The 21,794-nt window shown below is 37.0% G+C and carries 20 protein-coding genes; 8 read left to right on the top strand and 12 right to left on the bottom strand.

Features of this window, described 5'->3' with window-relative positions; genetic code table 11:
* Nucleotides 1-13 precede the first annotated feature (13 nt).
* The 3 genes from H5161_RS04780 to H5161_RS04770 form a co-directional block, all read right to left on the bottom strand.
* A complete protein-coding gene (locus H5161_RS04780; RefSeq protein WP_182768797.1) occupies nucleotides 14-829 on the bottom strand; it encodes a class I SAM-dependent methyltransferase in 816 nt (271 codons plus the stop codon).
* Nucleotides 830-832: 3 nt separating this feature from the next.
* Nucleotides 833-1,234: a hypothetical protein gene (locus H5161_RS04775; protein ID WP_002960599.1), complete on the bottom strand. Its 402-nt coding sequence runs from the start codon at nucleotides 1,232-1,234 to the stop codon at nucleotides 833-835.
* 67 nt (nucleotides 1,235-1,301) lie between these two features.
* Nucleotides 1,302-1,721, bottom strand: a complete 420-nt coding sequence (locus H5161_RS04770) for a DUF3429 domain-containing protein (RefSeq protein ID WP_182692533.1) — start codon at nucleotides 1,719-1,721, stop codon at nucleotides 1,302-1,304.
* Nucleotides 1,722-2,002: 281 nt separating this feature from the next.
* Here H5161_RS04770 and ahpC point away from each other — a divergent pair, with 281 nt between their 5' ends.
* Both ahpC and ahpF read left to right on the top strand, forming a co-directional pair.
* Nucleotides 2,003-2,572, top strand: coding sequence for an alkyl hydroperoxide reductase subunit C (gene ahpC, locus H5161_RS04765; protein WP_002960601.1), 570 nt, complete (start codon nucleotides 2,003-2,005; stop codon nucleotides 2,570-2,572).
* A 155-nt stretch (nucleotides 2,573-2,727) separates the two neighbouring features.
* Complete coding sequence (ahpF, locus tag H5161_RS04760) at nucleotides 2,728-4,302, top strand: alkyl hydroperoxide reductase subunit F (RefSeq protein WP_002960602.1); 1,575 nt, start codon at nucleotides 2,728-2,730, stop codon at nucleotides 4,300-4,302.
* 130 nt (nucleotides 4,303-4,432) lie between these two features.
* Here ahpF and H5161_RS04755 read toward each other — a convergent pair whose 3' ends face one another.
* The 4 genes from H5161_RS04755 to H5161_RS04740 form a co-directional block, all read right to left on the bottom strand.
* A complete protein-coding gene (locus H5161_RS04755; protein WP_182692531.1) occupies nucleotides 4,433-4,690 on the bottom strand; it encodes a hypothetical protein in 258 nt (85 codons plus the stop codon).
* A gap of 58 nt (nucleotides 4,691-4,748) precedes the next feature.
* A complete protein-coding gene (locus H5161_RS04750) occupies nucleotides 4,749-6,767 on the bottom strand; it encodes an ATP-binding protein (RefSeq protein WP_182768796.1) in 2,019 nt (672 codons plus the stop codon).
* A 172-nt stretch (nucleotides 6,768-6,939) separates the two neighbouring features.
* On the bottom strand, nucleotides 6,940-7,161 hold the full coding sequence (locus H5161_RS04745; protein ID WP_002960604.1) for a hypothetical protein: 222 nt from the start codon (nucleotides 7,159-7,161) through the stop codon (nucleotides 6,940-6,942).
* Nucleotides 7,162-7,366: 205 nt separating this feature from the next.
* The gene (locus H5161_RS04740) at nucleotides 7,367-8,140 is read right to left on the bottom strand and encodes an undecaprenyl-diphosphate phosphatase (RefSeq protein WP_182692529.1); all 774 of its coding nucleotides are present in this window, start codon (nucleotides 8,138-8,140) and stop codon (nucleotides 7,367-7,369) included.
* A 236-nt stretch (nucleotides 8,141-8,376) separates the two neighbouring features.
* Here H5161_RS04740 and H5161_RS04735 point away from each other — a divergent pair, with 236 nt between their 5' ends.
* The 3 genes from H5161_RS04735 to H5161_RS04725 are packed head-to-tail and all read left to right on the top strand — an operon-like array spanning nucleotide 8,377 to nucleotide 10,498.
* The gene (locus tag H5161_RS04735) at nucleotides 8,377-8,664 is read left to right on the top strand and encodes a hypothetical protein (RefSeq protein WP_182692528.1); all 288 of its coding nucleotides are present in this window, start codon (nucleotides 8,377-8,379) and stop codon (nucleotides 8,662-8,664) included.
* Nucleotides 8,661-10,256, top strand: a complete 1,596-nt coding sequence (locus tag H5161_RS04730; RefSeq protein WP_182736823.1) for a PepSY domain-containing protein — start codon at nucleotides 8,661-8,663, stop codon at nucleotides 10,254-10,256. Before H5161_RS04735 ends, H5161_RS04730 begins: the two co-directional genes overlap by 4 nt.
* Entirely contained in the window at nucleotides 10,253-10,498 is a 246-nt protein-coding gene (locus tag H5161_RS04725; RefSeq protein WP_182768795.1) for a hypothetical protein, read from the top strand. Before H5161_RS04730 ends, H5161_RS04725 begins: the two co-directional genes overlap by 4 nt.
* Nucleotides 10,499-10,507: 9 nt before the next feature.
* Here the strand turns inward: H5161_RS04725 and H5161_RS04720 are convergent, their stop codons facing one another.
* Nucleotides 10,508-11,344 carry a patatin family protein gene (locus H5161_RS04720; RefSeq protein ID WP_182768794.1) on the bottom strand — a complete coding sequence of 279 codons (837 nt, stop codon included), beginning with the start codon at nucleotides 11,342-11,344 and terminating at the stop codon, nucleotides 10,508-10,510.
* Nucleotides 11,345-11,511: 167 nt separating this feature from the next.
* Here H5161_RS04720 and H5161_RS04715 point away from each other — a divergent pair, with 167 nt between their 5' ends.
* Nucleotides 11,512-12,384 carry an SMP-30/gluconolactonase/LRE family protein gene (locus tag H5161_RS04715; protein WP_182768793.1) on the top strand — a complete coding sequence of 291 codons (873 nt, stop codon included), beginning with the start codon at nucleotides 11,512-11,514 and terminating at the stop codon, nucleotides 12,382-12,384.
* A 20-nt stretch (nucleotides 12,385-12,404) separates the two neighbouring features.
* Here the strand turns inward: H5161_RS04715 and H5161_RS04710 are convergent, their stop codons facing one another.
* The 3 genes from H5161_RS04710 to H5161_RS04700 all read right to left on the bottom strand — a co-directional run bounded on the left by H5161_RS04710 (nucleotide 12,405) and on the right by H5161_RS04700 (nucleotide 15,403).
* Entirely contained in the window at nucleotides 12,405-12,860 is a 456-nt protein-coding gene (locus tag H5161_RS04710; RefSeq protein ID WP_182768792.1) for an NfeD family protein, read from the bottom strand.
* A gap of 21 nt (nucleotides 12,861-12,881) precedes the next feature.
* A complete protein-coding gene (locus H5161_RS04705; protein ID WP_024597361.1) occupies nucleotides 12,882-13,835 on the bottom strand; it encodes a slipin family protein in 954 nt (317 codons plus the stop codon).
* Nucleotides 13,836-13,963: 128 nt separating this feature from the next.
* On the bottom strand, nucleotides 13,964-15,403 hold the full coding sequence (locus H5161_RS04700; protein WP_165723370.1) for a diguanylate cyclase domain-containing protein: 1,440 nt from the start codon (nucleotides 15,401-15,403) through the stop codon (nucleotides 13,964-13,966).
* Between the two features lie 197 nt (nucleotides 15,404-15,600).
* Between H5161_RS04700 and H5161_RS04695 the strand changes: the two genes are divergently transcribed.
* Nucleotides 15,601-16,494: a cation diffusion facilitator family transporter gene (locus H5161_RS04695; RefSeq protein ID WP_002960617.1), complete on the top strand. Its 894-nt coding sequence runs from the start codon at nucleotides 15,601-15,603 to the stop codon at nucleotides 16,492-16,494.
* Between the two features lie 74 nt (nucleotides 16,495-16,568).
* On the opposite strand, the gene H5161_RS04690 is transcribed toward H5161_RS04695, so the two are convergent.
* A complete protein-coding gene (locus tag H5161_RS04690) occupies nucleotides 16,569-21,068 on the bottom strand; it encodes an EAL domain-containing protein (protein WP_182768791.1) in 4,500 nt (1,499 codons plus the stop codon).
* 166 nt (nucleotides 21,069-21,234) lie between these two features.
* Between H5161_RS04690 and H5161_RS04685 the strand changes: the two genes are divergently transcribed.
* Nucleotides 21,235-21,786 carry an isochorismatase family protein gene (locus H5161_RS04685; RefSeq protein WP_182695210.1) on the top strand — a complete coding sequence of 184 codons (552 nt, stop codon included), beginning with the start codon at nucleotides 21,235-21,237 and terminating at the stop codon, nucleotides 21,784-21,786.
* The last annotated feature ends 8 nt before the right edge of the window (nucleotides 21,787-21,794 follow it).

The following is a 21,794-nucleotide window of genomic DNA, read 5'->3' as shown; positions in this document are numbered from 1 at the left end:
GCAGGGCTATTAATTAGCGATAAAACTCATTTAGCCATTGTTGCCAATCGCTTTCAAGATGTAGCATTTGCTGATGCTTTTTAGCGTTTAGATGCTTGGCTTCGTCCTCGCTTGCCACATAAGGCCCAACGCGGCATAGGGGGCAATGGTTAGATGTTAAGTATGCAGGCTTTGTAAGGCGTGAGCTTAATTCGCTAGTATGTTTATCGAGACTTTTTGGGCTGAAAACGTAAGTTATGCCGCTTGTGTCTTTAACGTGTTTGTCGCGGTCAACATTACGAATTTTATAACCTTCAAAATGGCTAATATCAAATGGGATTTGGCCTAAGTAATCTGCGGTTAAACCGTTATTTAAACTCCCCTCTATATTCCATTCTCGATAAGGTTTTACATCCTTTGAGGTGATGTAACAAAGCATTGGCCCATTTTTATCAAGCGCGTATTCGTTAGCGTATTTAATAAATTGGTGCAGTAAAGCGCGGTTTAATACGTTCATACTGGTTTGGCGCGTGTTGTTTTCAAACGCTTCTCGGCCAACAAATGCAGGTATAAGCGGAAACTGAAAAATAACCACATCAAAGCTGTGCTGGTTTTCACTTAGAGCTTGCCAACATGCATGGTTTGTTACATCAAAACTATTAAGTACCTCAACGTTATGCGCTTTTAAGTTGCTAAGTGCATTGTGCTCGTATTTTTGCTCAATAGTAGTTTGGTCATCGTAAGTGGATGCAACCAAAGCTTTTGGCGATAGATGAGTGTAAATAGCGTTCGAAAACGATAAATCGCCATCGCCTACGGTGAGTATTCGCCATTGAGGATTTAAATACATATTTTATTTAGCGTTTATGTTTGTAGCAGTATTATTTATATCGCTATTTGTTTGTGAGTCTTTTGCTAGTAAACGATGAAACGCAAGTCTGGTTTTTAACCCTTCAATAGCGATTTGTTTAATAATAAGATTAAAGGTAATTAAAATGGCAAAGGCAATATGAATAGGGCCGTGAGTAAATCCTGCATCTGTATCGTACAGTGTTAAACCGAATAGCAAAAATAAGACAACTAAAAATATTTCGAGTAATTGACTTGAATAAAAGCTTAAACGACCTTCGCTTTTATGATCTTTTTTAATGCGAATAGCACAAAAAAATGGGATCACTTTGATTTTAAATGCAGCGTTTTTTTCTACGTAGTTTTCGCCAAGTTCGTCGAGTTGTTGGCGTAGTTGGTCAATCATGGTGTGTCCTCAAATAGCAGTGCGCGGATATTACCTTATTACCATGCAATATTTAAGTTTACAGCTGCTATTTAGGGTAAATACTCATGCCAATAGTAAGGATATGACACACAAACACAACAGAGGTAAGTACAAAACGCATTTTTTGATAATCTTTATGATAGGTTTGCCATTGCGGCGTGGCTTTTTCAAATATAAGTACTAACCAAAAACTAGCACCTAAACAAGCGAGTGCCCACTCAACAGGTAAAAATGATAAAAATGGTATAGGTATTACAGGAACAACAGCTTTTATCGCATTGCTATAAGTTTGCTCTCCGGCGCGCCATAAGTTACCCGCCATAAATGCTAAAATGGCGATACTGTAAAAAGTAAAAAACTCCAAGTTAAGGCTATTACTGCCAAACATGAGCGGCCAACCTACACAACCTAAAAACGGGATTAAGCCTAGGTAACCTAGCTGTATATGGTTAACAAATTTTTCCATTACGGTGTGCCTTATATTTAATGACTTATTTGAAGCGCGGCTATTGTAGCAGTATTGCGATTAGCGGTCTTAATAATTCACCAGCGTTTACAATTCAAATAATGCTTACGATAACAATGATTATATAGTTCAACCCAAAAAATCGATTGTTTTAATCTAAACAATCAATTTTATTTAATTTCCTATTGGCCTTATTGTATTAATCAAGCCAACGCAGAAGGTCGTTTAAAACGAAAGCGTTGATTACTTTTAAAATACATAAACACAGATGAGGAAATACCATGAGCACTTCATTAATCAATACAAAATTACAACCATTCAATGCAACCGCTTACCACAACGGTGACTTTGTAGAATTGTCTGAAAAAGATGTTCTAGGTAAATGGTCTATCTTCTTCTTTTACCCAGCAGACTTTACATTTGTATGTCCTACCGAATTAGGTGACCTTGCAGATTACTATGCACAACTTCAAGAAATGGGCGTAGAAGTTTACTCAGTATCTACTGACACTCATTTTACTCACAAAGCATGGCATGACACGTCAGACACTATCGGTAAAATTACTTACCCAATGATTGGCGACCCAACAGGGCGTATTACACGTAGCTTTGGTGTAATGATTGAAGAAGAAGGTTTAGCACTTCGCGGTACATTTGTAATGAACCCAGAAGGCGAAATTAAAGTAATCGAAACTCACGATTTAGGAATTGGCCGAAGCGCTAAAGAACTAGTTCGTAAAGTACAAGCTGCACAATACATTGCAACTCACGATGGTGAAGTTTGCCCTGCATCTTGGCAGCCAGGTGAAGACACACTTGCACCTTCACTAGATTTAGTTGGTAAAATCTAAATATAGGTTTACCCACTTTTATAAGGGCAGGTAACTGCCCTTAAATCAACGAACATTCGTTTGTTGGTGCCTCCTATATCAATATACTTGTTTAAGCACATGCATTATTTGGCATGGGAGGCTTGCTGTTTAAATTTTCCTAAAAGGGTTAAGCCATGTTAGATAACAACATAAAAAATCAATTAAAAAGCCATTTCGAATCGCTTACTCAACCTGTTGAGCTGCTTATTGCCTTGGATGACAGCAAAAAATCAGCAGAAGTAGAAAGCTTAGCAAACGATTTAGCCTCACTAAGCGATAAATTTACTGTAATAAGCAATCCTGATACAAGCGCACGTCGCCCGTCAATGGTTGTACATTCGCCAATTAAAAACACTCATGTTACGTTTGCAGGCGTACCTATGGGTCATGAATTCACAAGTTTAGTGTTAGCACTTTTGCATACTGGCGGACACGCAAGTAAAGCTAAAAGCGAAGACATTGAGCAAATACAATCGCTTACTCAAGAGCTGAACTTTGAAGTATACATAAGTTTAAGTTGCCAAACGTGCCCGCAAGTAGTGCAAGCACTTAACACTATGGCAGCGACAAACAGTAATATTAAAGCCACTATGATTGACGGTGCATTATTTCAAGGTGAAGTAGAAGAGCGAAATATTTTAGCTGTACCGGCTGTATATTTAAATGGCGAACCATTTAGCCAAGGTGCACTAAGCCTTACTGACATACTTAACAAAGTAGATAGCAAAGGGGCTGCTAAACAAGCAGCAGCGCTAAGCGAAAAAGACGAGTTTGATGTACTGGTAGTTGGTGGCGGCCCAGCGGGCGCGTCGGCTGCAATTTACTCAGCACGAAAAGGGTTAAATACAGGCATTGTTGCTGATAGATTTGGTGGACAAGTTGCCGATACACTAGCAATAGAGAACTTTATTTCGATTAAAGCGACTGAAGGGCCTAAATTGGTTGCCCAGCTTGAAGAGCACGTTAAAGAATACGATGTAGATGTAATGCATAATCAGCGTGCAGCGGCACTTGGTTATAACAATGGTTACGAAATTACACTAGAAAATGGCGCAGTACTTAAAGCTAAGTCGCTCGTACTTGCAACTGGTGCACGCTGGCGCGAAATGAACGTACCAGGCGAGCAAGAATATCGTGGCCACGGTGTGGCATATTGCCCACATTGCGACGGCCCTTTATTTAAAGGCAAACCTGTTGCCGTAATTGGCGGTGGTAATTCAGGTATAGAAGCGGCAATCGATTTAGCTAATATTGTGCAAAGCGTTACGGTACTTGAATTTGCAGACACACTACGAGCCGATGAAGTGCTTATTCGTAAAGCTAAAAGCATGGCTAATATTACTATTATCAAAAGTGCACAAACAACCGAAGTACTTGGTGATGGTAAAAAAGTAACTGGCTTAATGTACACAGATAGAGTGTCGGGGGAGAGCAAAGAGCTTGAACTTGCCGGTATATTTGTACAAATAGGCTTAATACCAAATACCGAGTGGTTAAAAGACAGCGACCTTGAATTAAGCAAATTTGGTGAAATACTAATTGATGCTAAAGGCGCAACTTCATTACCAGGCATTTATGGCGCGGGGGATGCAACCAATACTCCGTTTAAACAAATTATTATTGCAATGGGCAGCGGTGCAACAGCAAGCTTAGGCGCATTTGATTATTTAATTCGTCACTCTGAAGAAGCTGATCAAAGCGCTGCTTAACATTATTTGATAAAAAATTTAGTAAAAACTCTCTTGATATAACAGCAAGGCTACACCCATAGCTGTTTGTTAACCCAAGCCGCCCTTCTCCAAAGGCGGCTTTTTTAATGCTTAAGAATTAGCACACGATTTAATCGCACCCACCACCAGAATCGCCGCCGCAATTTGTATAAGAATGTGATGAGTTACTGCTAGAGGAAGCTGTTGAGTCACTGCCAGTATAAGCAGATGATCCACGTGATGACTTAGCACTGATAAATGTAACTAACAGCAATACGCCCGATACGATAACTATTGTTATTGATGAGCTCCATTGCCCAGTGGAAACGCCTTTAAATACTGCAACAATAAGGACAGTTAGTAATATAGTTCTAATTATGTTTTTCATTGTTAATGCCTTATCTAACTATATTTAGCACGCGGTTAAGTGTGCAAAGCTAATATTTTTAAAGCTTTAGTAATTGCGCCGCTGACGCAATAGCGACTTCTAAAGAATGCATTTTAAACGGTTTTGAAATAAACATATCCATACCAGCTTGTTTGCACGCTAATTTATCTTGCGATGAAGTATTGGCTGTAAGGGCAACAATATAGGTTGAATCGTGCGGACAGATACTTTTTGATCGCAGTTGTTTTGTAGCCTCAAAACCATCGAGTATAGGCATAATACAATCCATAAAAATAAGGTCGTAATGCTTTTGCTCGCATTTAAATATGGCATCTTGCCCATCTACTGCAAAGTCTGGCTTTATATTGAGTTTATTAAGCGACGCATCAAGAACTAGCCTGTTTATGTCGTTGTCATCCACCACTAAAACAGAAAGCTTAGAAGCGTTAATGTTTATTTTTGATAGCGGATTTAGCTCTACTTTTTGCTCTTTACCTAGCTCTATAGGGATACTTAGCGAAAAAGTAGTTCCCTGATTAACTTTACTACTGACCTTGATTGTTCCACCCATGTACTCAACAAGTTCTTTAACTATTGCGAGGCCAAGTCCTGTGCCTCCTTTACTGTTTTTAGCATCTACTTCTTGAGTAAAAGGGGAGAATAAAGATTCAAGAAATTGGCTAGTCATGCCTCTTCCCGTATCGGCGACTTTAATGTTTAGCGTTAATTTATTATTGTTATTAATCACAGACGTGTGCAGTTTTACACAACCACGCTCAGTAAATTTTAACGCATTACTTAATAAGTTGGAGGTAATTTGACTTAGGCGTGTGTTATCGCAATATGCCCAGCAGCTATCAGAAATTTCATTTTTTACTTCTAGTTCTACATTGCTGTTTTTAAATAACGGGGTGTACAAAGAAATGAGATCAGTAAATGTTGTATTTAATAAAACATCCGTGGGTTCTAGTTTTAACTCACCGTGGTTAATTTTAGAAAAATCGAGTACTTCGTTTATTATGCTCAAGAGTATATCTGCGCTACGCAGCGCGACTTTTATTTTTTCGGTTCTCTTTTGTTCGTTATGTTCATCTATTAACGTAGTAAGCATGCCCGTAATGCCATTTAGCGGTGTTCTAAGTTCGTGGCTTATTTTTGCAAAAAGCATGCTTCTATCTTCGAGTAATCGCTCGGCTTGTTCTTGTTTATTTTTAAGCTCTTCTCTTAAAGCCACTGCTTCGGTAATATTTTGAAAGGTACCAAACAAACGTACACAGGTATCACCGTCAAATTCGGCTTCACCAAATGTAGATACCCAAATGGTCTGATTTTTGGCTGTAATAATTTCAAGCTCTAGATGCCACTTTTCGCCGTGTTGTATAGCAAGCTCAACTGCTTTATTTATTTTATCTCTGCTTGTACCTTCTTTATAAAAGTTAACTGCAGATTCAATTTCAGGCTGATAGTTTTCATCAACTTGATGGATTTGTTTAGTTTGCTGACTCCAATAAATTTTATTATTAGTAAGGTCAACTTCCCACGTGCCTATATTTGCTATGCTTTCTAGTTTTAATAAGCTATTGCTGTTTTTTATTAATTTTTCTTTAGTGATGCTGCGAGCTAGTTCTGCCCCTAACCACTGCGCAAATAGCTCAATATAGTCGTAGGCGGCATCTGTAAATACTGGAGATTGATTGGCAGAAGAAAAATTTACAGTTCCAAATATATCGGTACCTATTTTAATAGGTGCCCCAATATATGACTCAAGTTTAAAGTTTGCATAGCAAGGATGGTCAGCAATTGCGCTTTGTGAGACGTTATGAAATGCAAGTGCAGAACCCGCAGTAAGAGTGTGTACACAATAGGTGCCATCTAAATCAAATTGAGTACCTATTTCTAATGCATTATCTGGCGTAATGGCATGTAGCACGGTATAGCAGTTTTTCTCGACCTTACTAATAATAGCTAAATCAAGGTTAAACACTTTAAGTCCAAATGCTAGTAGCTGATGGGTTTTTTCATCAAAGTCTAAGCTTTGGTTAGATACTATGTCGTGAAATTGCCTAAGAAAATTCAATAGTAAATATCCTGTTGGTTTTAGAACTGAGTCTATAGCTTGATAAAGCACTAGTTTAACAAAAAAATTAAATATATTTAGTTAATTATTACTTTATATAAACTTTCTCTAATTAAGCACAACTGATTTAAACACAAACTGCGAGTAAGTTGCTCGCAGCTTATTGTGTATATTAGTAGGTTGAGTTTGGTGTGTACTCAGGGTTGATATCGCCGTCTACTTCCTCTGGGTCAACATCGTTAATAAGCAGTGTTTCACGTACAGCTTCAATGTGATCAAGTACGCTTTGGTAGCGCTCGCCATATTCATACTTTGTCACTTCAATCGCTTTAGGCATGTAAGTAAAAGCTATTTTTAGGGCGTGGAGTGCTTCTTCGTTTATTTTTTCGCTCATAATGTTCTCTTATGTGTAGGCTATAGCTAACCTGAGTTCTGAATAATAAATCTATCTCAAGCAGCTTTTTTAGTGCTAACTGCGTTGAATTTCCTTGCAATAGACCAGCTATTGACGCGTAAATTTGCCTTGTTTTCACCAAAAATTTCTAGCTAGAGAGAGACAGACTTAAATATCGTTATTATTTACAGTGTTTTTAAATCTCTTAACCAGAATTTAGGTTAGTTAGTAAAATAACACCAAATACGATTCGGTAAAGACCAAAACTAACAAAAGTGAAATTTTCTAGAAAGCGTATGAATAGTTTAATAGTAAAATAAGCAACTATAAAAGACGTTAAAAAACCTACAGCAAGGGCAGTTAGGTCATCTAAGCTAAACAGTTGGTAATGTTTAAGTAAGTCGTACCCTGAGGCTGCTGCAAGTACAGGTAAACCAAGTAAAAATGAAAATTCAGCGCTGGTTTTTCGGTTTAAACCACACAACATGGCACCAACAATAGAGCTCCCAGCACGACTAGTCCCCGGAATTAACGCAAATACTTGTGCTACGCCAATCCAAAGTGCTTGTTTATAAGTAACTTGGGTTACATCGGTAGTTGTGCAGTGAGCCTCTTTATAACTGCGCTCTAATAGTAAAAAGATCACACCGCCTACAATAAACATAACACCTACTACTGGTACGCTAAACAGTGTTTTTATTACATCACTAAATATAAAACCAATAATACCCAAAGGAATAAATGCAATGGCAACTTTCACCCATAAATTGAAATATTTAGGGCTAAACTTGTCTTTATAGTTGGCTAGTACCGCCAAAATGGCGGCAAGTTGGATAATGACTTCGAAGGCGAGGTTAGTGTCTGTTGATTCAATGCCTAACCACTTTGACGCTACAATTAAGTGCCCAGTTGATGATATGGGTAAAAATTCTGTTATACCTTCAATAATACCTAAAATAATCGCGTTAATTATATCCACGGTTTACTGCTTCCTGAAAAATTAAAAAGCCCGAACTCGGCTTAACTGAAATGACGCATTACTGCGTACCTAAATTGCGAGGCGTAGCATAAAAGCTCTTAAAGCAAACCAACAGTATTTTTAGACTTAATGTGTTTAATAAATTGCATTAAGTGTTAAATGCACAATATAATAACAATTGTTATCATTTGCATATGATGTTTTGTATATGTTTGGGCAAATTTAATGAGCGAATAATGAATAATAAAAAAACGTTTACAGCTACACGGCGAAGGCACCTAATTGCATGTGTGCTAGCGCTAATTACTGCGGTAATAATGATTCCGGGTATGACAACTTATTTACCGTTTCAAATGAATGAACAAATATTACTGCCTATTTTACTCTTTCCTGTTATTTGGACTGCGTTGTTTATTTATGCGTATTTGGCGCAAAAGGTATGGCAACCGTTTGTTGTAATGTTTGCACTGTGTGTATTACATGGTTTATTGAGTTTTTGGGCGTTAACGCAGGGGCAGGGATGAAGTCGATTACTTTAAAAAAGCTATTTTTATTACATAGCTGGGTAGGAATTATTACTGCTGTACTGCTATTTATTGTTGCATTTAGTGGGGCGTTAGCAGTGCTGTCGCGACCTGAGTTAAAAATATGGGCAAATCCAGAGCTACAATCTAGCCAACACGTTGCCAGCGCGCAAATTAATCGACTAGTAAACGAATACCATAAACAGGTGCCTAGTGAATTTGGCGAAAACATTCATGTGTTTTTACCAAGTGGACATAACTTTCATTTATTAACGTTGGTATTTGAATCCCACCATGGCGATGAAAACTATGACCAAGAGGTGGCCAGAGTATTTCAATTTCATCCCAATACATTGGCGCTGGAAAATACTTACTATGGGCCTAGTAAAGAATTTTACGCTAATAAAAAAACGGATGCGCCAACTTATATAGGTGAGTTTCATGCAGATTTGCATTTAGGGCGACCAATTGGGTTAATACTCACTGGTTTTTTAGGTTTAACACTTTTAGTAAGTGCAGTGACAGGCTTGTTTATTCATCGTAAATTGATAAAAGAGCTCTTTACGTTTAGGCGAGATAAAGGATTAGATATTGCAGTAAGCGATGCTCATAAGGTCATAGGTATTTGGGGCAGCGTATTTAATATTGTAATTGGTTTTACAGGATCATTTTTAGGGCTTGCGACCGTTATTTTATTACCAGCAGCTGCGTTTGTGAGCTTTGGTGGCGATCAAGATAAGTTAATAGAAACGTTTACCGCTATTCCTGAGCCGGTAGTTAGCCACATTAAGCAACCTACAAAAATAGACACTATTTTAGACAATGCTCATAGTCGTTACCCTGAAGCAATAATTAGGGATGTCACAATAATGGCGCATAACGATGCGAATGCGCAGGTGTATTTGCGTTTGTTAGGTGGCGAGGCTGTTGCTTCTCAATTACTGCATTATAAAGGCAATGGTGAGTTTGTGCAGTCGATGAGTAGTTTTGGTGATATTTCAGGTGTTTCGATAAAAGTAATTGAGTTGATGTTTCCGCTGCACTTTGGGAACTTTGCAGGGGTGTTTGTAAAATTACTTTGGGTATTGCTTGGCTTAAGTACTGCGCTTTTACCTATTTCGGGCATGATGATGTGGCTAGCAAAGCGTACACGTGGCAGTAGCCCGTCGCTGAGTGTGCAGGCATATGCACTCTGGAATCGTTTTATTATTGGTAGTTGTGGAGGCTTGGTATTAGCAAGCTTTGTGTTATTTCCTTTGCAAGTTGTACTTAATTATACCGTTATTGGTGTGGCGCAAAATAGCTTTTTTGGACCCGTGTTTTTTTATACGTGGTTGGCATGGTTACTCTTAAGTGTATTGCCTATAGGTTATAAAAACTATTTTAAGCTGACTCTTTTGCTATGCGGCGCTTCGCTTGCTTTGGTGCTGCCGCTCAATATTATATTTGGCGTGAGCAATGTTATTAACCTTAATAGCTCGCTTGTCGCGATAGTAGATATAAGTTTTATGGTGGTGGGTATCGCGTGTATTTTTGGTGCCTTAAAAATAAAAAACACACAAAAATTACAAGCAGAGGTACAACCCGCATGAACGAACTACTAATTATAATAGCCATGGTAAGTCTATTATTAATGATGCTTAATATACGCAAAAACACACTCACAATATCCACTAAAGCTTTTTTATGTACACTGCTATTTAGTTTAGCGCTGATATGCTTTATGAGTGTTTATGGTATTTTAGGCGGTGCAATATGCACCGTTGTAGGAGCTATGTTAGCAGGGTTACTAACTGCAGTTATTGCGGGTAAAGCGCCGCAATTATTAGGGTAAAAAATGCAGTTATTTAGCTAAAAAGGCCTTAGCAGCATCAACTCCCATATTGTAACCACTATTAAGTATTTCAAACTTTTTAGTGGTTCGGCCAACTTTAAAATTAGCTGGTGGAGCAATAATATTGATTTTGCAGTCATTTGGTGGATTCATAATAAAATCGATAGACTTATTATAAAAATCAGCCCTATCTAAGGTCGCTTGAACTAATGCAGGATAGTTTTTATACATTTTTTTAGTAAGCCAAGGTGCCTTACTTGGTTTTTTACGATAGCCTAAACATTGAGACAAAATAACGGTGATTTCGCGTGCACCCATTTCGTAAGCTTTTATAACCGGAATTGAATCAGCAACACCGCCATCGGTCATCGCTATGCCATTAATAATAGGGTAGTCACGATATGCAATGGGTATAGCGCATGATGCTTTTAATTGATGCACCATATCGGCGCTGGTGGCTTTTAAATAGTGTGCTTTGCCTGATTCGATTGCCGTAGATACAATATAAAACTCTTGTGGAGTTTGTTCGAATACCTCTGTATGAAGGCGTATTTCGCGAATTGTTTCTTGCCATAACCAATCTAAATCAAATAAATGACCACCTTTAATAAAGCGCGCTAAATTAATAAATTCAGGACGGCATGAATAGTCGGTAATCACTTTATAATTTCGCATTGGTTGTTTGCATAAAAATGCGGCTATATTAGTTGCTCCGGCTGAAACACCAAAATAGCGTTCAAATGGCTGGTATTGCTGTTTTAAAAACTCATCAAGCACACCAGCGGCAAATATACCGCGCATTGCACCGCCTTCAACGACGAGTGTGTTTTTATTATTGTTGTTCATGGCCAATCCTTTTTATGAAATTTGATGTTATCAACTCAGTCTAAAAAATGCGATAGAGATTACTGAAGATGATAAAAAATTAAAGCCGGGTACACATCGCGAAACTCACTGCTTTCTGGTAAGGTTTAGTATTACAAGGCTTTGTTAATAATAAAGAATAACTACTGATGTTTGATCCTAGCGTAACCATTTTTGAAAGCACACAGAGTCAGCTTGCAGAAAGTCCTCTTTGGCATCCTATGCTGAACACTTTTTTTTGGGTCGATATAAATAAAAAATTACTTTTAAGCAAAAATATACACAGCGAAAGCCTACTAAAAACCGTGAATATGCCCGATACGCTCAGTGCAATAGCGTGGATTGATGAGCAGCACTTATTGCTAGGGACAAGTACTGGTATATACAAATACCATATTAATTCAAGCACTCGCCATCTTATCCTTAGTATTGAAAATACACAGCTAAATCGACGTTCAAACGACGGCCGTGCTGATCCATGGGGTGGCTTTTGGTTAAGTACAATGGATGTAAATGCTAAAAAAGGGGATGGTATAATATACCGTTATTATAAAAACCAGCTTAAAGCCGTTGTAAGTGGTTTGAGTATCCCAAATGGATTGTGTTTTGATAAGTCCCGTTTACGCGGTTATTACTGCGACTCTTTAACTAGTTGCATTTATGTATTAGATTTGGATGAGAAAACTGGTGAGCCTTGCGCTGAGCCACGTGTTTTTTATCAATTTAATAATACTGATGTTGACCCCGATGGCTGCGTAACCGATAAATTAGGCAATTTGTGGCTAGCTGTTTGGGGAATGGGATGTGTTATGTGTTTATCCCCAAGCGGTGAGCTAATTAAAACAATAGAGCTTTGTGCATTAAAACCGACGTGCACCGCCTTCGGTGGTGAAAATGCTGAGTTGCTACTTGTAACATCGGCATTTGATGAAGCGATTAATAATACTGTTGGTGAACAAGGCGCTGTATTTCAGATCTCCGGTATAAAAAAAGGGCAGTTTGAGCCGCCCGTTTTACTGTGACTTGTAATTTACAGTGATGATTAGCTTTTAGGCGTAACCCACATAACACCCACTTCTTTTTTGGTTACTAAAACCTCAGTACCGGCGATAATTGGTTGCTCACTTTTGAGTTTCCAGCTGATACCAGAGTATTGATGTGTAGTTAAACCTTGCTCTGTTACATCGCTAGTAAGTACAAAAGTAAGTTCAGCAAAATCACTATTCACTTGCTTCTTATCTACGCGATTTTGCATTTGTTTTAATGGTTTCCAAAGTGCAACGGCCAAGCCTGCTGTTACCACTGTGTTACTCCAAAGTGCAGTGGTTAATGAGTCAGGTAAAATACCAAAACTCATTAATAATCCTGTGAGGAATAACGATAATCCAAAAAACAATAAAATAAATGTAGAAAGGCCAAGTACTGCTACTTCCATTATTAAAGCAACAATACCAATTACCATAAGTGTTTGCGGTAAATTTTGCGTAATAAAATCCATACAAACCTCTTTATTTAGTTATTAACCCAGATGCTTTTTATTTAAGCTATTAATAATTGCCATACCTTGGGCAACCATTGAGCTTGCATCTGTCGCGTTATCTGGCAGTAATACAATTGATGACTCACGAGCAATCGCTTCTTTAGCTGCAATTGCTTTAGTTGCCAGATCTAGCTGTATTGCTTTTTGACCTTGTTCTGTATCTGCGGCTTCACCTACTTTGATAAGCGCATTTGCCTGTGCTTCTGCAACCGTCGTAATAGCTGTTGCTTCACCTTCAGCACGTAAAATTTGCTCGGCTTTGTCGGCTTCAGCAGCAAGTACTTGTGCTTGTTTTTTACCTTCAGCAACGTTGATATTTGCTTGGCGATCACCTTCTGACTCTAAAATTTGAGCTCGTTTAACACGCTCAGCTTTCATTTGTGCTTCCATAGCTTCCATAATAGAGTTAGGCGGCACAATATCTTTAATCTCATAGCGAAGTACTTGGATACCCCAAGGCTCAGATGCTTGGTTTATAGCTGCAACAATGTTGGTGTTAAGTAGATCACGCTCTTCAAATGTTTTATCAAGCTCCATTTTACCTAATTCTGAACGCATAGTTGTTTGCGAAAGTTGTACAACTGCAAAGGTATAGTCGTCAACGCCATACGTAGCTTTGTAAGGGTCTAATACTCTAAAGTACAGTACGCCATCAACTATGAGTGAGATGTTATCTTTAGTAATAGCTGATTGCGATGGTACGTCTTGAGCTTGTTCTTTTAAGCTACGATCAGCCGAGATTCTATCAATAAATGGAATAATAAAGTTAAGGCCAGCTTCTTTAGTTGATTGGTATTTACCAAAACGTTCGATTAACCAGGCGCGGTTTTGTGGTACAAATTTAACGCTACTTTTTAAAAGCACGATAACAAAAACAAGTAAAAAAGCCTCAACAGTAAAAACTATATTGAGAATTTGTGTGACTGGATCCATTTAAACATTCCTTATAATAATTAAACGCTGAGTAGTTGTATTGTTTATAATTTCAGCGTGTATAGATTATCACTACAGAGAACTTTAAACCACTAAAACTCACTGCAGTGCGCCACCTTAGTCGGTTTTTAAAAACTAGCTATTTTATTTCTACCTGTTTCTTTTGCGTTATAAAGGGCTATGTCGGCGTTAGTTATAACCTCTTTGGGTTTTGTTTTGTGATTGGGTATAAAACTATAAAACCCAATGCTTAAAGTGAGGTATTTACTGACAGTTGAAAAGTTATGTTCAATTGCGAGTTCTGCGATTTTTTCCTGAATAAGAACAGCAAACCTTTGACAGTGTTCTGTGTCGACTGCAGGTAAAACTATCGCAAATTCTTCACCCCCGAAACGAGCTGCTAGATCACCTTCGCGTTTACAAATATTGTGTAGCGCTTTGGCCACTCGCTTTAGCACTTCATCGCCAAGCTGATGCCCATAGTTATCGTTATAACGCTTAAAAAAATCAATATCACACATAATTAAACTAATGGGTTCCTTATTACGTGCACAGCGCTTAATTTCGCATTTTAAAGTCTGATCAAAACAGCGTCTATTAGCAATGTTTGTAAGGCCATCAGTATTGACTTGTTTATTGAGTTTTTGGTTGGCGTTAATGAGTTGCTGCTGAGTTTGTTGAAGCTCTTGCTTATAATTTAAATTTTTGAAAGCATTAGCAAGCATTTCACCTACTAACCTTAGGCGAATAAGGTCTAAATCTGTCCAATCTCGCTTTTGAACAACACAATCACAGCCAATAAAGCCAACCAGTTCTTTGTCATAACGTAATCCAATGCAAAGTACCGATTTTATTTCTTGTCGCTGGAAAATCGTTTTTTCGCTCATTGCTTGAATGGGGAGCAACGTTACATCATTCACTCTGAATAAGTGGGTACGGGCCATCGAACTAAAAAAATAAGGGAGGTCGCTTTTTAAAAGGTTTTGTAAGTCGTCTTTAAAAGCTTTGATACCATCATTGACCCATTCGTGAGTGTTATTAATAGTTTTACCATCATCGGAAAACTTAAAAAGATAACTCCTATCGGCATTGCAAACCGTACCGACTGCTTTTAATGCATAGTTAATATGCTTATCAACATCGTCATTTTGAATATCAATTAAGTCAGTTGAGATGTTCGATATAATATTATCAAAATCATATTGTTCATCCACGTTGTTATTTAATATATCGATAATAATAATGGAGTTTGAATTAGGTAAATTTGCAAATTTTACGTTGAGTAGCAATTTGGATGATTGTTTCGATAAAATAAACTGGCATTGGTTATTTGCCGTAAAATAATCAAAGAATAGCTCCTCGATCAACAGATTTTTTTTACTGTGATGATTGGTTAAAGTGATGTGTGAAAAATCAGTTTTATAAAAATGTGATTGGTCTTTTAAGTCAAACAAGTCCTGTGCCTGGCTGTTAACTTTAAATATATCTTCATTTGCATCATAAAGTAATACACAAAACGGCAATAACTCCAAGTTTTGCCATGCTTCTTCTGATAGGTTATTACTCACTCAACTCTCCATGTGTCCAAGCCATAATTAAATTCTTTTTCTTTACTAACTATTAGCACATTTTTTTTGATTTACTAAGTTTTTAGTGCGTTTGCGGGCAGTACGTATTATAATTGATACTGTATATCATTACCCATTTCTACTCTAAGCCATCTTTGGCTTATTTGCACTTTAAGTATAGGTTATTCAAGCATTTCATGACAGAAATCACTACACACCAAGCTTCTCGTCGTCGGTTACTCATTGCGCTAGCAATTACGTGTTCGTTTATGGTAATTCAGGTTATAGGTGCTTATTATTCTAATTCGCTTGCTGTTCTTGCTGATGCGGGGCATTTGTTTGTTCACAATAGCTCGTTATTCATCGCACTGATAGCATCAAGTCTCGCTATTCATTTTGCCAAAACCTATAACGATGGCCATCAACGAGCAGAGCTTTTTGGTGGCCTAGTGAACGGGTTTTTATACCTAGCAATCAGTTTAATTATTTTGTATGAAGGTGGTGAGCGCTATATACACCAACATGAAGGAAATGAGCTGGCTATCAATAGTTATTTAATGTCGGTTATTGCTGCTATTGGTTTTTTATTTCATGGGGCTGCTGCATGGGTTTTATATAAAGGCCGCAAAGCGAGTATTAATGTGTACGCGGTATTTTTACATTCATTCTTTGATCTGATTTCTACCGTATCGACATTTGTTGCCGGTATTCTTATATATTTTACAGGCTGGGTTGTAATCGATATTTTATCGAGTATGTTAATTGCTTCTTTCGTATTATTCACCGGTATTAAGGTCATAATTAGTTGTATAAAAGGTTTACGCCTAAATAAAGCGAAACTTCCTAAAGTTACTGATATTGAAAGTAAAATTACAGATATGGAACATGTTCATAATGTCCATAATGTCACTGTAACGCGCAAATATAATGGTATTGTAGTAGGCGCACACGTTGTCCTTAAACAACATTGTACGATTGAAAAACATGATGAAGCGTGTCGTATGAAAGTAGAGCAATTATTAGCCGAAAAATTTAATGTACGTAATAGTGTATTACAAATTGAAAGCCATGAATGCCATCATATCCATTAATAGCATCTAATTAATATAAAAGCGTGTAATAATGATTAGCACGCTTTTAATGTTTCAAATCAAATCAAATCAAATCAAATCAAATCAATGATATTGCTAAAACAATCGCTTTTACGTAAGTCTTTAGCATTCATTGGTTTTGCAAAGTAATAACCCTGTAATACATGGCAGCCAACCTCGGCTAAAAAGAGCATCTGTTCGCGCGTTTCTACTCCTTCTGCAATGCAGTATAGACCTAAGTTTTCTGCCAATGAAAAAATAGTTTTAATAATTGATTCATCTCCCTTATCTATACCAATACTATTTACAAAGCTTTGATCTATCTTAATAACATTAATAGGGAATTGGCTTAAGTAGGTGAGTGATGAGTATCCTGTACCAAAATCGTCAAGCAGTAATTTAAACCCAGCAGCTTTTAGGTTTTGCAGCTGTTTGGCTGCTTTAAGCTTATCTTCTAATAAAATACTCTCTGTTATTTCGAGCCTTAATTGTCTTGGATGAACTTGAGAGTCCGCTAATATAGCCATTAACCGCTGTGTTATGTTTGTTTTTAAAATGTGTTTAGGCGATAAGTTTAAAGATATATAAAACAACGGGTTTTCGCTGAGTATAGGCGCAAGTTCAATTAGTGAACGGTGCAAGGCTTGCTCAGTAAGAAGTTCTATTAAACCGGTTTCCTCAGCTACAGGAATAAAAAGAGCTGGAGATATTAACTGGCCTTCATTTTTCCAGCGCATGAGTAACTCCACGCCATTTATTGTTTTTTCTTCTATGTCGATAATAGGCTGGTAGTGATTAAAAAATCGGTTGTCTTTTACTGCATCTTTTAAATCATTTTCAAGCAGTAACTTTTGTTTTATTAGCTCATTCATTTCATCGCTAAAAAACTTAAAGTCGTTTCTCCCGCCTTGCTTAGCGTGCATCATTGCAACATCGGCATTACGGATGAGTATATCTGTGGTTACAGCATCGAATGGGTATAGAGCTACGCCAATACTTGCTGAGATATTAATAGAGAAGTCTTCAATAATTACTTTATTAGCTAATTCATTACTAATTTTTCTTACTGTATCGCGAAGAGATTGGAGTGATTTTATATTTTGAATCAGCACTAAAAATTCATCACCACTTTGGCGGCCAAGTATAGCGTCCTCGCTAAGCATGCCGCTTACTCTTTGGGTGATATTACATAAAAGCTTGTCACCTACTGCATGACCAAAAGAGTCATTAACAGGTTTGAACTTATCTAAATCAATAAATAATAATGCGCATTGGGTATTGTTTTTATCGGCATATTTAATCGCCTTTTCAATGTTTTGATACATTAAACTACGATTAGGTAGATGTGTTAGAGGATCAAAATTAGCCAAATAGCGCAGTTCGTTTTCAGCACGTTTTTGTTCAGTTAAATCTGTAATAACAATCACATAGTAACTTGCAGTGTTTTTTGTTACAGCTGTGGCACTTATATGTATTGGGTGTTCGTTATTTCTTGCTGTTCTTATATAAACATCACTTTGCCAGTTTTCAGTTGGTTTTAATTTTTTTAAAATACTAGCAAACTCTCTGCACTTATCTTTACCAATTGCTTTAATAAACAATTTAGGGCTAATTTTGGTGGCCGTTTGCTCGTTTGAAAATGTTTCAATAAAACTATTGTTCGCAGAAAATGGCATTAAACGCTTATCGAGTATAAGTAACCAATCGTTTATTTGGCTAAACGCTTCACCTAAAATTTTTGCTTGTTGCTCATTAGCTCGTTGCTCGGTGATATTGGTATATATGCCAGAAACATATAGAGGCTCATTTGTTTGAGGATCGTATATAACTTGCCCTGTATCTTGATACCAGAGCCAATGGCCATTTTTATGCTGTAAACGGTAAGTTGCTTGCCAGTTTTGTTGTTTTTTGTACTTGAAGTAGTTTTCCCATTGGTTTTCAAAACGACGTCGATCGTCTGGGTGTATAAGCGCTAAAAATTGATCTATATGCACGCGTTCAGGTAAGTCTGTATAGCCTAATTCACTTCCCCTGAGCGTATTTACGGAAGCGTCTTTAAAATTATAATCCCATACGCCGCTTTTATTATTTTTAAGCGCGAGTTCTGTTTGCTTTTGCGAATGAATAGTCGCTCTATGGGCTTGTTCAATTGCTACTCGGCGGCTGCGATACTGCCAAAAAATAAAAAATAACACCCCAAGAATTAAAATAATGTAGGTGGCTATAGCAATGGGCGATTTCCAAGGAGCATACGCCACGTTGATATTAAGTGTTGTAGGCTCGCTTGTAATAATACCATCACGATTATGTGCTGATATTTTTAGTGAGTAATTACCAGGTTGAAGCTTTGTGAAAAACACTTGATTAGATTGTAAATCTTCATATGTAAGAGACGTAGGCCCTGAAAGGATTACTTTATAATATGCTTTATCAATATTAGGGTAAGAGAAGTTAGAAAAGCTAACCGTCAATCCCATGTCTTCATAATTTAATTCAAGTGGTTTGCTAAGGTATTTATGAGGATTGTAATTGAGTTCCCTAGTAAGGAGGCTAATATCAGTAATAGCCAGATTACTTTTTTGTAATTGTTCTTCTTCATTAAAGTCTAACGGATTAAAAAGTAAGGCTCCAGCATTGCTGCCGAACATAAGCCTGCCATCGCTTAATGTTGCTGCCGCTATTGGTGTAAATTGGTTTATATTCAAACCGTCTTTTACTGAAAAACTCACTACATTGAGTGTATCTAGGTCTATTTGATAAAGACCATTGTCGGTACTTGCCCATAAAAAGCCGTTTTTATCAGGAAGTAGTGAATAGATAGAATCAGTATTAAACGAATTTTTTAATCCTATATAGTGCTTTATTTCATAAGTAACGGGGTCAACGCCTAGCAAACCTTCGTGAGTGGTTGCTAACCATAAAATGTTTCGTTTTGAGTCTAAGTAAAAGTTTTCTACAGTGTAAAAAATATCTTCTTTAGGATTAAAAGACTGAAATATAGTCGTTAAAGTTTTCGTTTTTTCGTTGTACCTAAGGAAGCTTTTTGATGTGCCAAGTACAAACTCTTCAGGATGTGTGTCGAGGTGTTTATAAAAAGCGTAAGAAAATAAAGGATCGACTTGCTCTTTGAGCCCCTTAATAATTCTTGTTTTTCCTGTTGTTTCATTAAAAACATAAAAATTATCATCCGACATAAATGCATATGTGTCTGCAGATAACTGGGCAAAGCCAAATAAGTTGGATTGGTTAATTACATCTTTTTCTGTGTCTTTATTTTCAATAATTTTACCCGTTTGTTTATCAAACAGTTTAAAACCATCGAAAGTAACAAGCCAAAGGAATTGATTATCACCAATTGAAGACGCAAAAATATCATAAACGGCAGATGCCCCGTATATTGCTTTTGAGTCGGTTGAGCTTAGATATACATCACTTTTATTTGTTGCTTTGTCGTACCGTGCAATTCCATCTTCTGTTCCTAACCAAATAATATTATTTTTGTCTTGGTAGGTGGCATGAACAGTATTGTTACCGGGTAAAGTAATGTGTTTAAACCGTCGGGTTTTAATTGGCCATGTAAACACGCCCTGGGTTCTAGATGCGAGCCAAAGTACGCCGGACTTATCAACCATTAGATCGTTTATTGAGTTTTCATTAATATTAAACTTACTTTTTTCATAATTTAATACGAATTCTAGTTCTTTGGTTTCGCGGTGATAACTGAACAATCCACTTTCGGTTGCTACAAACTCCCCGTAAACAGTATTGGCATAATCCCATATATTATAATCAGGGATTAAAGTTGTAATATTTGCTGCAGATATATTTTTGGTATTATCGAATGCTAATTGATACATGCCTTCAACAGTACCAACAAGTAATCCTAATTCATTATCAACACTTAAGAATTTGACGTTTACATTATCTATCGTATTTTTTTCAGGGGGATGAAGAGGTATTTTTACAAGTTCTGAATTATCTATATTTGCAGTGTATAAACCATCATTTGTACCAATATATAAAGTGTTTTTATATATTGTTAATGACCGAATGTAGTCACCTTTATTTGGCAGGATTAGCTTAAATGTGAAGCGTTTACTCGTCTCATCAAATGTATATATTTGGGCATCTATGGCGAAGTAAAAAGTACCTTGTTGCTGAGTCATTGCAGAGATCGGAGAGAACATTTTTTGTTCTTTATCTATTTGACCAGAATAGATTTTTTCGGTTTTTAAAGTGAGGGGATCTATTATATAGGCACCAGAAAGATCTGTTGAGACAATGATTTTTCCGTCTTCGGCTTTAAATAATGCATAAATATAGTGTTTATCTAGGCCAAAGCCGCCACTAAAAGTTTTTACATTATAACCATCAAAACGGTTTAAACCCTGTTGGGTTGCTATCCAAATATAACCAATATCATCCTCTTGAGTCTGCAAAACGTAACTTTGTGATAGGCCTTCGTCAGTAGAAATTCGTTGTAACTGCTGAGCATAGTTTTGTGATGCAAAAGTGCTTTGGATGCATAGTAAAAAAGTAATGGTGATATGAAAAAAAAATTTGCTCAAACGCACTTATAAACACTCTCAGTGGAAGATAGGATGATGCTTAGCTAGATAGTAAATATAGCATAAGTTTTTATTTTTTAATTACAAATAATATACATAACGCTAAAAGTTCTATTTTTAAATAGTGAGCTACTCTATACAGATAATAGTAAATGCTTATAAGGAGAGTATAGTGCTTTTCTCTAATATTGATGCAAAAAACAGCGTGTTATTAGTTATAGACTTACAAGAGTTGCTTGCTCCTGCAATTAAAGATTTTCCGAATATTTTAAAAAGCACATTGCAGTTAGCTCAAGCGGGTATTATTCATGGCGTTCCATGTTTAGTAACGGAGCAATATGTGAAAGGTTTGGGCGAGACTAATCAGCAAATTAAAAATACGTTACCTAATGCCACGTATTTTCATAAAACGTACTTTAGTGCGTGTGCAGAGCCTGGTTTTGTTGATACGTTAAAAAGCCATGGTAAAAAGCAAGTTGTTGTTGTGGGAACTGAAGCACATGTGTGTGTTTTACAAACATGCTTAGATTTAATAGAAAATGACTTTGAAGTTATTATTGTTTACGACGGAGTTGGTTCGAGAAACCCGCAACATAAAAATTTGGCGATTGAGCAGCTACGTCAAGCTGGAGCTGTAATTTCATGCGCTGAAATAGTAATTTTTCAATGGACAAAAAAAGCTGCTACGCCTACGTTTAAGAAAATACTGCCTATAATTAAGTAGACCGCATG

It is taken from the genome of Pseudoalteromonas sp. SG43-5 (genome assembly GCF_014164345.1).
Taxonomy (GTDB): Bacteria; Pseudomonadota; Gammaproteobacteria; order Enterobacterales; family Alteromonadaceae; genus Pseudoalteromonas; species Pseudoalteromonas distincta.
The sequence above is the reverse complement of the archived record's forward strand: the minus strand, read 5'-3'. Positions and strand labels throughout refer to the sequence as shown.